General features: G+C 65.5%; 6 protein-coding genes. All 6 read right to left on the minus strand.

Annotated features, from left to right (window positions below; translation table 11 throughout):
• Window positions 1-70 precede the first annotated feature (70 nt).
• The 6 genes from CBW50_RS13175 to CBW50_RS13200 all read right to left on the minus strand — a co-directional run bounded on the left by CBW50_RS13175 (window position 71) and on the right by CBW50_RS13200 (window position 14,945).
• Complete coding sequence (locus CBW50_RS13175; protein WP_367301825.1) at window positions 71-2,227, minus strand: S46 family peptidase; 2,157 nt, start codon at window positions 2,225-2,227, stop codon at window positions 71-73.
• Between the two features lie 65 nt (window positions 2,228-2,292).
• Window positions 2,293-4,437 (minus strand): PAS domain S-box protein, encoded by a 2,145-nt coding sequence (locus CBW50_RS13180; RefSeq protein WP_226935855.1) that lies wholly within the window; start codon window positions 4,435-4,437, stop codon window positions 2,293-2,295.
• The gene (locus CBW50_RS13185) at window positions 4,434-7,016 is read right to left on the minus strand and encodes a chemotaxis protein CheB (RefSeq protein ID WP_226935853.1); all 2,583 of its coding nucleotides are present in this window, start codon (window positions 7,014-7,016) and stop codon (window positions 4,434-4,436) included. Before CBW50_RS13185 ends, CBW50_RS13180 begins: the two co-directional genes overlap by 4 nt.
• A 128-nt stretch (window positions 7,017-7,144) precedes the next feature.
• Window positions 7,145-8,566 carry an efflux transporter outer membrane subunit gene (locus tag CBW50_RS13190; RefSeq protein WP_172404756.1) on the minus strand — a complete coding sequence of 474 codons (1,422 nt, stop codon included), beginning with the start codon at window positions 8,564-8,566 and terminating at the stop codon, window positions 7,145-7,147.
• Window positions 8,563-11,826: an efflux RND transporter permease subunit gene (locus CBW50_RS13195; RefSeq protein WP_086145984.1), complete on the minus strand. Its 3,264-nt coding sequence runs from the start codon at window positions 11,824-11,826 to the stop codon at window positions 8,563-8,565. The genes CBW50_RS13190 and CBW50_RS13195 overlap by 4 nt, the downstream gene beginning before the upstream one ends.
• Window positions 11,823-14,945 (minus strand): efflux RND transporter permease subunit, encoded by a 3,123-nt coding sequence (locus CBW50_RS13200; RefSeq protein WP_086145985.1) that lies wholly within the window; start codon window positions 14,943-14,945, stop codon window positions 11,823-11,825. The genes CBW50_RS13195 and CBW50_RS13200 overlap by 4 nt, the downstream gene beginning before the upstream one ends.
• Window positions 14,946-15,082 lie beyond the last annotated feature (137 nt).

Here is a 15,082-nt window from a genome sequence, read left to right on the forward strand (position 1 = left end):
GTTGGCCATACGCAAAAAAGCCGCATCGGCCCTGGGGCGGATGCGGCTTTGCGCTAGCGCAAGCTGAAGATTACTTCTTGGCAGCTTTCACAGACTTAGGATACTTGATCGTCATTTCCTGCAGCAAATTATCCGCGTGGTCCACTTCCTTCATCACCCACAGCATGTAGCGGATGTCGAGGTGGATGGCGCGCGTGATGGCCGTGTCGAAGTACCAGTCCTTGGTGATCGATTCATACGTGGAATCGAAGTTCAGGCCGATCAGCTCGCCGCGCTTGTTCATCACGGCCGAGCCGGAATTGCCGCCCGTGGTGTCGGCGCTGGTGAGGAAGTTGACAGGAACCGTGCCCAGGGCCGGATCGCGGAACTGGCCGTAGCGTTTTTGCTTGACGGCGTCGATCAAGCCTTGCGGCGCTTCGAACGGGGCCTTGCCCGTGACTTTCTCGACGATGCCTTCCACGGTCGTGAACGGTCCCTTGGTCAGCCCATCGCGCGGCGAGTACGGAGATACCGTGCCGTAGGTGACGCGCAGGGTCGAGTTGGCGTCAGGGTAGACGGGTTTGCCTTGCGTTTTCTTCCAGGCGATCACGGCCTGCATGTATTGCGGAATCACGCGCTCGAGGTTGCCGTCGATTTCCTTGCGGCGTTCTTCCAGCGCCAGTTCCACCGGCTGCAGCTTGACGGCCAGCTGCATGAAGGCATCGTCGGAGCGGGTCACGGCGGCCTGGTCCTTGTCCAGCCAGGCCAGGCGCTTGGCCGTGTCAGCCAGCTGCGTCTGCTGGTACAGGGCCGCCACGGCGCCTGGCGCCGGCAGCAGCGCGTCCAGGCCTTGCGGATGGCTCTTCGCCGCCAGCTGGGCGTAGCGCTTCAGGCCGGCCTCAAAACGCGCCTGGTCGACCTTGTTGACGTAGGACTGCTCCAGGCGCGCCAGGCGTGCCTTGATGAAGGCCAGGTCGCGCTGCTGGAAGCCCGATTCGCGCTCGGCGTCCGGCTTCTGGCGCTCTTGCGACAGGCGGTAGACGGTGCGCGCGCTTTTCAGCAGGTCGCTGTTGGTGGCGACCGTCCAGGCGAACTCTTCTTCGCTCAGGGCCATGTCGCTGGCGATCGCCGCGTCCAGTTCCGCCAGCAGGGTAGCCGACACGTTCGGCTGCTTGGCGTACCAGGCGCGGAATTCGGCGTCCTGCACGTCCTTGATGGCGGCGATGTCCTTGCGGGCGAAACCGTCGAGCAAGCCCTGGGTTTTCTTCAGCACGTTGTTGATGCTTTTCACCACGCTGGCATAGCGCACGGCGGCGGCGGCATCCCCCTGCGTCGCGTCGGCCATCACGGCCAGGTCGGCCTGCAATTCCGATACTTTCAGGGGGAAGGCCGTATCGCGCGCGAAGCGGATTTCCGCCGGCAGCTTGTAGCGGCTGGTGCGGCCGGGGTAGCCCGCCAGCAAGATGCCGTCGCCGGCCTTCAAGCCTTCGGCCGAGACCACCAGGAAGTCCTTCGACTTGTACGGCACGTTGTCGGGCGACGGGTCGGCCGGACGGCCATCCTTGCCCACGTAGGCGCGCAGGAACGAGTAATCGCCCGTGTGGCGCGGCCATTCGTAGTTGTCGGTGTCGCCGCCGAAATTGCCGATCTTGTCCGACGGCGCGTACACGAGGCGCACGTCGCGTATCATCATCTGGCGGATGCGGTAGTACTCGAGGCCGCGGTGGAAGGCGGGCACGGAGCAGCGGTACATCTTGTCCGTCTCGCATTCGGCGATCAGGTCCTTGATGCGCTTTTCCACGGCTTCGTGGCGCGCGCGGCCGCTCATGTCGGCCGTCAAGCCTTTCAGCACCCGCTCGCTGACGTTCTCCACCTTGTCCGTCACATACACGAGGCTGTTCGGACCGCCCGGAAGCTCGCTAGCGCGTGTCTTGGCCAGAAAGCCGTTGGTGATGTAATTGTGTTCCGGCGTGGAATTGCGCTGGATGGCGCCATACGCGCAATGGTGGTTCGTCACCACCAGGCCCGCGTCGGAGACGAAGGCGGCCGAGCAGCCGCCCAGCGACACGATGGCGCTCATCGGGTGCTTGCTCAGGTCGGCCAGTTTTTCCGCGGGGATTTCGATGCCGACCCGTTTGAGCTCGGCTTTCAGCTGTGGCAGCTGGTGTGGTTGCCACTGCCCTTCGTCGGCGTGTGCGCCGGCGAACGCGCCCATCAAGGCGACTGGTAGTACGATTGTCTTGAACAAGATTTGCCCCTCCATAAAAAGCAGGCGAAAGTATAGCCTGTCCAGACCGCCAGAGTCGGCAAAAATTATCCCACTGCAATTTCTGTATCGGGCGCCCGGCCGCTGCGCCCCTGCAGGGGAATCTGCAGGGCGAGCCGGCAGCCCGCGCCCGACGGCGGCACGCCCACCTCGAACTGCCCGCCCAGCGCCGTCACGCGCTCGGCGATGCCGATCAGGCCGAAACATTGTTTCTTGCGCTGCTGCAGCGGCGTGATGCCGACGCCGTTGTCGCTGATGGCCAGGTACACGGCGCAGGCATCCGAACTGAGCTCGATCTCGACCTGGCTGGCCTGGGCATGGCGCATGACGTTGCTCAACGCTTCCTGCACGATGCGGAACAGCACGATCTCGACCTGGCTGGCGATGGCGGCGAACAGCGCCTCGTCGCGTATCAGCAGGCGGCAGGCGACGCCGCTGCGCTTGCGGAAATCGCCCACCTGCCACTCGATTGCCGCCTGCAAGCCCAGGTCCAGCGCCATCGGGCGCAATTCGTTCATGATGCCGCGCACGCTCTTGATGGTGGTGTCAACATTGCTGAGTACGGCGCCGACCCGGCGGTGCAGGCGCGGATGGGAACTCTCGGTGCGCGCGCTGAGCATGGAAATGTCGATGCGCAGCGCCAGCAGGTTTTGCCCCAGTTCGTCGTGGATATCGCGCGAAATGCGCTTGCGCTCGTCTTCCTTGGCCGTTTCCAGGTGCAGCGCCAGCTGGCGCAGCTGGGCGTGCGACTGGCGCAGCGCGCCGTCCATCAGCATGCGCTCCGTGATGTCCGTCTGCGCCACCACCACGCGCAGCGGTCCTTCGCCGAGGAAACGGCTGACCCTGGCCTGCGACCAGCGCGGGCCGGCGCGCGTGGCAAATTCGTACTCCAGCGCGAACGCGTCGGCATTGCCGGCGATGACGGCGCGGATGCCGGCGGCCAGCTCGCGCCCGGCGCTGCGCTGCCAGCGCGGGTCCGTCTCGCAGAATTCCAGGTACTGCAGCGGCCGCGGGATTTGCCCGACGAAGGCCAGGCATGCCTGGTTGGCATGCACGAGGCGGCCCGCCTGGTCCAGCACCAGCACCCGGTCCGTCAGCGAGTCGATGGTGGCGTGGAAAAAGCGTTCGGCGTCGCGCAGGGCTTCCTGCGCCCGCTCGCGCTGCTGCACTTCCAGCTGCAGGTGCTGATTGGCGCGCACCAGCTCGGCCGTGCGGTCGATGACCCGCTGGTCCAGCTCGCGGTGCAATTCGCGCAAGGCCGCCTCGGCCAGCTTGCGCTCCGTGATATCGGAAAACACGCCGACAAAATGGCTGATGGCGCCGTCCGGCGCGCGCATGGGCGTGATCGACAGCGATTCGACGAAGCGCTCGCCATTCTTGCGCCGGTTCACCAGCTCGCCGTACCAGCTGCCGGCCTGGTGCAGGCTGCGCCACATGGCTTCATAAAACTGCGGCAGATGCGTGCCGCCGCCGAGGAAGGACGGGTCGCGGCCGATGGCCTCTTCCGCCTGGTAGCCGGTGATGGCCGTGAAGGCGGGATTGACGGAAATGATGCGGTTGCCGCCGTCCGTCACCAGCACGCCTTCGCGGATGGTGTCGAGGATGACGAAGGCGCGCCGCAAGGCCGATTCGCGCACGTGCTCGTCGCCCAGGTCCGTCACCAGCATGCGCGCCGTGGCACTGTCCGCATCGTAGTTGGCCTCGATGCGCACCATGCCGCCCGCGCGTCCCGCCTCGCCCTCGAACAGCTGCGCCTCGAGCACCTGGCGCGCGCCGCTGGCAAAAACAGCGTCGAGGAAGCGGCGGAAGCCGCCCTGCGCCTGCGCCGCGATGAACTGCTCGAAGCGGCGTCCCAGCAGCCGGTCCTTGTCGCGCCGCAGCAGGCCGCAGGCGGCCTCGTTGGCGCGCGTGATGACGCCTTCGCGCGCCAGCGAAAAGTAGCTGACGGGCGCCTGTTCGTACAGCTGCGCATAACGGTCGCGGCTGCTTTCAAATTCATTCTTCAACTGCTCCAGCTCGGCCAGCGCGGCGTTCTGCATTTCCAGCTCGATCTGGCTCACCTGCAGCTCATGCATCTGCCGCATCAGCTCTTCATTCGACAGGGGCGGCGCGGGCTGGCGCTGCTCCGCTGCCAGTTGCTCGGCCTGCTCCCTCAGCCTGGCCGGCGCGCCGCCGTCGAATGGCTCGCTCATGGCGCGCTCTCTCCGGCGGCTCCTTCGGACTGCATCTGCCGCAGCTGGGCTTCCAGCAGCTTCGATTCCGTGATGTTGATGAAGGTCACCACCACGCCGTCGATCACGTTTTCAATCGTACGGTAGGGCATGATGCGCACGTTGTACCAGCGCCCCGTCTTGGTCGGCACTTGCCGCTCGCAAAACACGAGGCTGCGGATGACTTCCAGCGCATCGTCTTCCAGCCCCGGATAATCGAGGTCGTTGACGATGTCGCTGAGCGGGCGGCGCAAGTCCGTCTGGATCAGCTTGTAGATCTGCGTGGCCGGCGCCGTGAAGCGGCGGATGCGCAAGTCGCTGTCGAGGAAGATGGTGGCGATATCCGTACTATTGAGCAGATTCTTCATGTCGCTATTGACCAGCGACAAATCATCGACCTTCGATTGCAGCTCGGCATTGACCGTGTACAACTCTTCATTGAGCGACTGCATCTCTTCCTTCGAGGTGGTCAGTTCCTCGTTTGTCGATTGCAGCTCTTCATTGGTCGACTGCAGCTCCTCGTTGGCCGATTTGAGCTCTTCGCGCGAGGTCTGCATCTCGTCGCGCACGGCCTGGATCTCATTGCGCGCCTGCGCCAGCTGCTGTTCCAGCTCCAGCACCTTGGGGTTCGGCGAACGGCCGCGGCGCGCCTCGGCCACCAGGGGCACGCTGGAAAACGTGACGAAGACCATGCCGCGCAGCGATTCCGGCTGGCTCAGGGCTTCGGCGCTCAAGTCCACGCCCAGCGATTGCCCCAGATGGTCCTTGACCACCAGGCCCTTCAGGCGCACCACGCTTTCGCTTTGCAGCGCCTGCTTGATGAGGCCCGCCAGCTCGTAGCGCAAGCCTTCGCGGGCCATGGCGTGGATATTCCAGTTGGCCTTGCCGGCCGCCGGCTCCAGGAAGGCGCCCGTGCGGCCGTTGATATACAGGATGTCCCCATCCTGGTTCAGCAGCGCGGCGGCTGGTGAATATTTCTGGAGCAATAATTGCTCGACATGGGCTTGAATCTTTCCGGTCATGCTGACTTCTCTCGTGTCGCTAGGTGTGGGGGGGGATGCCAACGAAACCTTGGTGGGAAAATACGTGGGCAGGCGCTGGCGCGCCAGATTGTCGAGGCGGCGGTACAGCCGGGTCGACGTCGTCAGTGGCGAGAACAGCTCGGAAAAATGGCCGGGCGTATCGGCGCTGCCCAGCAGCAAAATCCCATCGCGGTTCAAGGCGTAATGAAACAGGGGAATCAGGCGCTGCTGCAGCTTGGCATTGAGATAGATCAACAGGTTGCGGCAGCACAAGATGTCGAGCTTGGTGAACGGCGGGTCCGAAATGATGTTTTGCTGGGCGAAGATGATCGTGTTGCGGATCTCTTTCTTCACGTGGTAGCCGTTCTTGTCATTGACAAAGAAGCGCTCCAGCCGTTCGGCGGACACGTCACTGATAATGCTGTGCGGAAAGCGCCCCTGGCGCGCGCGGTCGATGGCGTCGGCCGACAGGTCGGTGGCGAAGATCTGCAGGCTGTATTTCGACGGCGGGTTGATGCTGGACACCACTTCATGGAACACCATGGCCAGCGAATACGCTTCCTCGCCCGTGGAGCAGGCCGGTATCCACGCCTTGAAGGCGCGCCCGTCCGGGTGGGCCGCCAGCATTTGCGGCAAGACCACCATCTTCAGGTATTCCCATACCTTCTGGTCGCGGAAGAAGCTCGTCACGCCGATCAGCAACTCCTTGAACAGCAAGTCGATTTCCGCCGGATTGTCGCGCAGGTAGGGAACGTACTCTTCCATTGACGTCATTTGATACAAGCTCATGCGCCGCTCGATGCGGCGCAGCACCGTGTTGATCTTGTAATCGGTAAAACTGTTGCCCGTGTGCTCGGACAACAAGGCGACGATTTCCTGCAGGGAATTGCGGCCGCTCGCTTCGTGGCCCGGCAAGCTGAGAAAACTGCTGCGGAACAGATAGCTGATGATCTTGTCCGGCATCTTATCGGGAAAATCGACGAGATCCACCACTTCGGCGGAAATCGCGCTTTGCGGCATCATGTCGAACTTGGCCGTATCGGGATGCTGGGCCAGGGTCAGCCCGCCCGCCTGCTTGATCGCCTGCAAGCCGCGCGTGCCGTCGCTGCCCATGCCGGAAAAGATCACGCCCACGGCCAGCTCGCCCAGCTCGCTGGCCAGGCTCTCGAAAAAAATATTGATGGGCAAGCGGTGGCCGCGCAGCTGCACCGGCTCGCTGAGCACGAAACGGCCCTTCGACAGGCCCAGGTCCGCATTCGACGGTATCACATAGATATGATTGGGCCGCAATTCGGCCTGGTGCGTGATTTCCGTGACGGGGATGCTGGTGGCGCGCTGCAGCAATTCCGGCAGCATGGCCTTTTGCGTGGGATCAAGGTGCTGGATCACCACAAAGGCGATGCCGCTCTCCTGCGGCACGTTGGCGAGGAAAGCGACGATGGGGTCGAGTCCGCCGGCGGAAGCGCCGATGGCCACCACGGGGAAGGCGATGGTGGCCACGTCGGGCACGGACATATTGCTGTGTTTGCTGCGTGTCATCGTCGGCAAGATAGCAGCCACGGCCAAACCGTCAGGCTGGGAATTGATAATCTTGCATTCTAGCACTCAAGATGCACGGGAAAACGCGAATTTGGCGCAGGTTTTTCAGCCTGCGCCAGCCTGTCCCCCTACTGTGGCTGCGGCACATGCCAGCCGCCGCCCAGCGACTGGATCAGGGCCACGGCCGTCGTCTGGCGGTCCGCCTGGGCCTGCACCAGCGAGCGGCGCGCCGACAGGGCCGTCACTTGCGCCGTCACCACGTCCGTATAGCCGACCTGGCCCGCGTTGTAGCGGTTCAGCATCTGCTGTTCGACCTGGTCGGCGGCCGATGACGCCTGCTTGCGCAGCTCCAGCTGCTCGGCCAGCGCGCGCGTGGCCGACAACTGGTCTTCCACGGCGCCAAAGGCACTGAGCACCGTCTGGCGGTAGCGCGCCACGGCCGCTTCATGGCCGGCCCTGGCCGCGTCCACGCTGGCCGTGGTGGCGCCCGCGTTGAACAGGGTTTGCGCGGCCGACACGCCCAGCGACCACAGGCTCGATGAGGCATTGAACAGGTCGCCCACCCTGCTGGCGCCGGAGCCATACGATCCCGTCAGGTTCAGGCTCGGATAGTAGGCCGAGCGGGCGATGCCGATCTGCTCGTTGGCCACGGCCACCCTGCGCTCGGCGGCGGCGATGTCGGGGCGGCGCTGCAGCAGGGTCGAGGGCACGCCCAGCGGCACTTCGGGCACGGTCAGGGTCCACGGCGCCACGGCCAGGCTGAAGTCGGACGGCGCGCGGCCCAAGAGGATGGCGATCGCGTGTTCGAGCTGGGCGCGCGCGCGCACCTGGCTGGACAGCTCGATCTGCGCATTCGCCAGCTGCGTCTGCGCCTGCAGCAGGTCGGACCTGGCGGCAATGCCGGAGTTGAAACGGTTGCCGGTGATGTCGAGCACGCGCTTGTAGCCGGCTATGGTGGCGTTCAGCAGCGCGATCTGCGCATCACTCTGGCGCAGCGAAAAATAATTGGTGGCCAGCTCGCCCTGCGCCGACAGGCGCGCCGCGGCCAGGTCCGCCGCGCTGGCGGACGCGCTGGCGTCGGCGCCCGTCACGCCGGCGCGCAGCTTGCCCCACACGTCCGGTTCCCACGCGGCGCCGATGGCGGCCTTGAAGTTGTTGCTCGTCTGCTGCTCGCCCCCGCCGCCGGAGCGGGCGCCGCTGCCCGTCAGGTTGACTGTAGGAAACAGCGAGGCACGCTGTTCGCGCACCAGCGCGCGCGCCTGCTCGTAGGAGGCGATGGCGGCCGCCACGTTCTGGTTCGATATGTCGATGCCTTCGGCCAGCTGGTTCAGCTGCGCGTCGCCGAACAGGGTCCACCACGGCCCCCGCTCCAGGGTATCGGCCGGCGCGGCGGGCTGCCAGCCGGCCGCCTCCTTGAACGCTTGCGGCGCGGCGGCCGTCGGTACTTCATATACGGGGCTGACGGCGCAGCCGGCCAGCAGGACGGCAGCAGCCACGGCCAGCAGGCGGCGGGCGGGAATGGCGGGAGAAATAGCTTTTACTTGCTTCATGATTGTGTGCTCGGGTTATCTGGCCCAGGAATGCGGCTCAATTGCTGCTCGTCGGCGCTGCGCGTGCGCAGCTTGTCAAGCAGGATGTAGACCACCGGGGTGGTCAGCAATGTGAGTAACTGGCTGGCAATCAGGCCGCCGATGATGGCGACCCCCAAGGGCTGGCGTAGCTCTGACCCCTCGCCGAAACCGATCGCCAGCGGCAAGGCGCCAAGCGCCGCAGCCAGGGTGGTCATCAGGATGGGGCGGAAACGCAGCAAACATGCCTCGCGCACCGCTTCCACCGCTGTCAGGCCGCGCGAACGCTCGGCCTCCAGCGCGAAGTCGATGATCAATATAGCATTTTTCTTGACGATACCGATCAACAGGAACACGCCGATCAGGGCGATGATGGAAAACTCCATGCGGAACATGAGCAAGGCCAGCACGGCGCCCACGCCCGCCGAGGGCAGGGTCGACAGCACGGTGACGGGGTGCACCAGGCTTTCGTACAGGATGCCCAGCACGATGTAGATCACCACGATGGCCGCCAGGATCAGCAGCGGCTGCTCCTTGTTGTTGTCCTGCGCGCTCTTCGCCGAGCCTTGGAAGCTGCCGCGCACATTGACCGGCATGCCGATTTCCGACTCCGCCTGGGCCACGGCCGCCTGGCCGTCGCTGAGCGGATAGCCGTCGGCCAGGTTGAACGACACGGTGGTGGCCAGTTCGCCGCCCTGGTGGTTGATCGACGTGGCCGTCGCGCTTTCCGCAAAGCGGCTGAACGACGACAGCGGCACCATCGTCGCCAGGGTGGTGCTCAAGGCCGAGCCGCTGGACGGGTCGCGCGCCGCCGTCGTGTTCGACGTCGCCGCGCTCGCCGCGGCAGCGGTGCTGGCCGTGGCGGCGGTGGCGGTGGGGGCCTTGCCGCTGGCGGCGACGGCCGCCGCGTTCGAGGCCGGCACGTACACGGAACGCAGCGCTTCCGGGCTTTGCGCATAGCGCGGCGCCACTTCCATGATCACGTGATACTGGTTCAGCTCATCGTAGATGGTCGCCACCTGGCGCTGGCCGAAGCTGTTGTACAGCGCATTGTCGATGTCGCGCACCTGCACGCCCAGCTGCGTGGCGCGGTCCTTGTCGATGGAGACAAAGGTTTCCACGCCGTTTTCCGCCTGGTCCGTGTCCACGTCGATCAGGGCCGGCTGCAGCTTCATCTGGTCGGCCAGCTTCGCCGCCCATTTCTTCAGGTCGGCCTGGTTGTCGCTGATCAAAGTGTACTGGTAGGTGGAATTGCTGGAACGCCCGCCCATGCGCAAGTCCTGCACGGGATTGAGGAACAGGGAAATGCCCGTCACCTTGGCCAGCTGCGGACGCAGGCGGGCGATTACGGCCTGGCCCTTGTCCGTGCGCTGCGAGGCCGGTTTCAGGTCGATGAACATGAAGCCGCCCCCTGCCCTGCCGCCGCCCGTGAATCCGACGACAGTGGCGACGGCCGGATCGTCCTTGATGATGTTGACCAGCTGGCGCAGCTTGCCCTGCATGGCCTGGAAGGAGATGCTCTGGTCGGCGCGCATGCCGCCGTTGATCTGGCCCGTATCCTGCTGCGGGAAGAAGCCCTTGGGCGCGGCGGCAAACAGGTATACGTTCAGGCCGACGACGAAGACGAGGATGGTCATCACGAGAGCGGCGCTGGACAAGGCCCAGTCCAGGCAGTGCTCATAGACCTTGAGCATGCGCCCGAAGCCCCGCTCGAACCAGCGCGCCACGGCGCCAGGCTTTTTATGCTGCTGGCCGCTTTTCAGCAGCCAGGCGCACATCATCGGCGTGGTCGTCAGCGAAATGACGAGCGAAATGAGCACGGCGGCCGACAGGGTCACGGCAAATTCGCGGAACAGCCGCCCCACCTGCCCGCCCATGAACAGCAGCGGGATGAAGACGGCCACCAGCGACAGGCTGATTGACAGCACCGTAAAACCCACTTCGCGCGCGCCCAGCAGGGCCGCCTTGAAGCGGTCCATGCCGGCCTCGATGTGGCGCTGCGTGTTTTCCAGCACCACGATGGCATCATCGACGACAAAGCCCGTGGCCACCGTGAGCGCCATCAAGGAAAGGTTATTCAGGCTGAAACCCAGCATGTACATCACGCCGAAGGTGCCCAGCAGGGAAACGATGGTGGCCACGGCCGGGATGATGGTGGCGCGCACGCTGCGCAGGAAAGCGCTGACCACCAGCACGACGAGCACGATGGACAGGATCAAGGTGAATTCGATCTCGTGCAGCGAGGAACGGATGGAATTGGTGCTGTCGGACGCCACCTGCAGCTTGATGTCGCCCGGCAGCTGCGCCTGCAGCTCCGGCAGCAGCGCGCGCACGCCGTCCACCGTGGCGATGACGTTGGCGCCGGGCTGGCGCGTGATCAGCACGATGACGGCCGGGTCGCCATTGAACAGGCCCAGGGTATTGTTGTTCTCCACGCCGTCGACCACGTCGGCCACGTCGTCGAGGCGGATGGCGGCGCCGTCGCGCCAGGCCACCACCAGGCTGCGGTAGTCGGCCGCGCTGCGCCCGCCCGAGGCCGTCGCTGCGCCCGAGTAGATCTGCAGGCTGCGCGCGTCGCCGGAAATGGCCCCCTTGGGGCGGTTGGCATTGGTGGCCTGGATGGCCGCGCGCACGTCTTCCATCGACACGGCATAGTGATTGAGCTGATACGGCAGCAGCTCCACGCGCACGGCCGGCAGCGAGCCGCCGCCCAGTTCCACGTCGCCCACGCCCTTCACCTGCGCCACCTTTTGCTGCACCAGGTTGGACACGGCGTCGTAGATCTGGCCCGGCGAGCGCGTTTTCGACGTCAGCGCCAGGATGATCACGGGCGCGTCGGACGGATTGGCCTTGCGGTAGGTGGGATTGCTACGCAGGGTGGCCGGCAGGTCCACGCGCGCGGCGGCGATGGCCGCCTGCACTTCGCGCGCGGCCGAATCGATCTTGCGGTTCAGGTCGAACTGCAGGTTGATGCGCGCCGAGCCCGTGCCCGACGACGAGGTCATCTCGTTCACGCCCGAGATCACGCCCAGGCGCCGCTCCAGCGGCGTGGCCACGGAAGTGGCCATGGTCGCGGGGCTGGCGCCGGGCAGGCTGGCGCTGACGGAAATGGTCGGATAGTCGACCTGCGGCAGCGGCGAGACGGGCAGCACGAAGAAGGCGCCGACACCGGCCAGCGCGATGCCGATGGTCAGCAGCACGGTGGCGATGGGACGCTTGACGAACGGTTCGGACAGGTTCACGCGGCGCCCCCCGCATGATCGGCTGGCTTGTCCAGGCTCACCGCACCGCCCGTCTTGCTGCCGAAACGCCGGCCCAGGCGGTCGAAGCCCAGGTAGATGACAGGCGTGGTAAACAAGGTCAGCACCTGGCTGACGATCAGACCGCCGAAGATGGCCAGGCCCAGCGGACGGCGCAGCTCGGCGCCCTCGCCCCAGCCCAGCATCAGCGGCACGGCCGCGAACAGGGCCGCCAGGGTCGTCATCAGGATCGGGCGGAAGCGCAGCAGCGCCGCCTGGTGGATGGCTTCCTGCGGACTCTTGCCTTCATCGCGCTCGGCCTCGATGGCGAAGTCGATCATCATGATGGCGTTTTTCTTGACGATGCCGATCAAGAGGATGATGCCGATGATGCCGATCACGCCCAGGTCCTGCCCGGACATCATCAGCGCCAGCAAGGCGCCCACGCCGGCCGACGGCAGGGTCGACAGGATCGTCAGCGGATGGATGTAGCTCTCGTACAGCACGCCGAGCACGATGTACACGCAGACGACGGCGGCCAAAATGAGCCACAGCTGGTTCGACAGCGAGTTTTCATACGCGCCGGCCGCGCCGAGGAAGGTCAATGTCACCGATGGCGGCAGGGCGATATCCTTCGCCGCCTGGCGGATGGCGTCGACGGCGCTGCCCAGGGCCACGCCTTGCGTCGTATCAAAGCCGAGCGTCGTGGCCGGGTATTGCGCCACGTGCGTGATCTGCAGCGGCGCCTGCTTCTCGCTGACGCTGGCAAAGGCGGACAGCGGCGTCGACTTGCCGGAACCCGTGCGCACCTGCAGCTCCGACAGGTCGGACGGCGTGGTGACGATGCCCGGCTGTGCTTCGAGGATGACCCGGTACTGGTTGGTTTCCGTGAAAATCGTCGAAATGATGCGCTGCCCGAAGGCGTTGTACAGCGCGTCGTCGACGGTGGCCGTGGTCACCGACATGCGCGCGGCGCTGTCGCGGTCGATGGCCACCACGACGGCGGCGCCCGTGGCGCCCGCATCCGTGACGACGTTGCGCAGCTGCGATTGCTCGCGCATGCGGGCCGCCAGCTTGCCGGCCCATTGCGTGACGGTGGCCGTATCGGCCCCTTCCAGCGAGACGCGGTACTGCGTCGGGCCCGATTCTGCGTCGATGGTCAGATCCTGCGTCGGCTGCAGGTACAGGGTCACGCCGGCCACCTGGGCCACGCGGTTGCGCAGGCGTTCCATGATCTCGTCCTGGCTGCCGCTGCGCGGACGCTTGAGATTGATCAGCATGCTACCCGTGTGCAGCATGGTATTGTTGGCCGCATCGACGCCGACGAGGGAACTGAGCGTGTCGACAGCGGGGTCTTCCAGCAGCGCGCTGGCGGCGGCCTGCTGCAGGGTGGCCATGCGTTCGTACGAGACGGCTTGCGAGGTTTCGATGCGCGCCTGCAGCTGGCCCGTATCCTGCGTGGGAAACAGGCCTTTCGGAATCGTGATGTACAAAATCACGGTCAGCAGCAAGGTGGCCAGGGCCACCAGCAGGGTCAGTCCCTGGCGTTTCAAGACCCACACCAGCGCAAGGTCGTACTGATGGATGACCTTGTCGAGGAAAGCCTGGATGCGCCGGCCCGTGGCGCTGATTTTTTCATCGGCGTGGCTTTTCAGCCAGCGCGCCGACATCATCGGCACCAGGGTCAGCGACACGACGGCGGAAATGAGGATGGTGATGGCCAGGGTCATGGCAAATTCGCGGAACAAGCGGCCCACGACGTCGCCCATGAACAGCAGGGGAATGAGCACGGCGATCAGCGAGACCGTCAGCGAGATGATGGTAAAGCCGATCTGCGAGGCGCCTTTCAGGGCGGCGGCCATCGGCGTTTCGCCCTCCTCGATGTAGCGGGCGATGTTTTCGATCATGACGATGGCGTCGTCGACGACAAAGCCCGTGGCAATCGTCAAGGCCATCAAGGAGAGGTTGTTCAGGCTGTAGCCGAGCAAATACATGACGCCGCAGGCGCCGATCAGCGAAATCGGCACGGACAGGCTGGCGATCACGGTGGCGCGCAGGCTGTGCAGGAAGGCGAAGATCACCAGCACCACCAGCAGCACGGACAATAATAGTTCCATTTCCACGTGCTCGACCGAGGCGCGGATGCCCGTCGTGCGGTCGCTCAGCACGTCGAGCCTCATGGCCGCCGGCAGGCTGGCCTGCAGGTCGGGCAGCAGGGCCTTGATGGCGTCCACCGTCTTGATGACGTTGGCGCCGGGCTGGCGCTGCACGTTCAGGATGATGGCCGGCTGCTTGCCGGACCAGGCGCCCAGGCGCGTGTTTTCCGCGCTGTCGACGACCCTGGCCACGTCGGCCAGGCGCACGGGGGCGCCGTTTTTATACGTGATGATCAGGCGCTTGTAGTCTTCCGCCGTCACCAGCTGGTCGTTGGCGTTGATGGTAAACGAGCGCGTGGGGCCGTCGAAACTGCCCTTGGCGCTGTTCACGTTGGCCGCCGCGATGGCCGTGCGCAGGCTGTCGAGGCCCAGGCCGTAGGACGCCAGCAATTTGGTGTCGCCCTGGATGCGCACGGCCGGGCGCTGGCCGCCCGACAGCGACACCAGGCCCACGCCGTTGACCTGGCTGATCTTCAGCGCCAGGCGCGTGTTGACGATGTTCTGCACCTGCGTCAGCGGCATCGTGTCGGAGGTGATCGCCAGGGTCAGCACGGGCGCGTCGGCCGGGTTGATCTTCGCGTACACGGGCGGCGCCGGCAAGTCAGTCGGCAGCAGGGAGCCGCCCGCGTTGATGGCCGCCTGCACTTCCTGCTCGGCCACGTCCAGGGTCTGCCCCAGCGTAAATTGCAGGGTGATGATGGAGACGCCGGCCGCGCTGGTGGAACTCATGCGCTGCAGGCCAGACATCTGCCCGAACTGGCGCTCCAGCGGCGCCGTCACGGTCTGCCCCATGACTTCGGGGCTGGCGCCCGGGTACAGGGTCTGCACCTGGATGGTGGGGAAGTCCACCTGCGGCAAGGCGGCCAGCGGCAGGAACTTGAAGCCGACCAGTCCCGCCAGCACGATGGCCAGCATCAGCAGCGCCGTGGCGACGGGGCGCTGGATGAACGGCGTCGATGGACTCATTGCGCCGCGCCCTTGGCCGGGGTGGTAGCAGGCGCACTGGCCGGCGCGGATGCCGATGCAGAAGCCGATGCGCCGGGCGCGCCGTCGGCCTGCTGGCGGCGGTGGCGGCGTTCGCCGTTCGCCCCGGCAGCGCCGGC

This window comes from Janthinobacterium sp. GW458P (assembly GCF_002127585.1).
GTDB lineage: Bacteria > Pseudomonadota > Gammaproteobacteria > Burkholderiales > Burkholderiaceae_D > Janthinobacterium.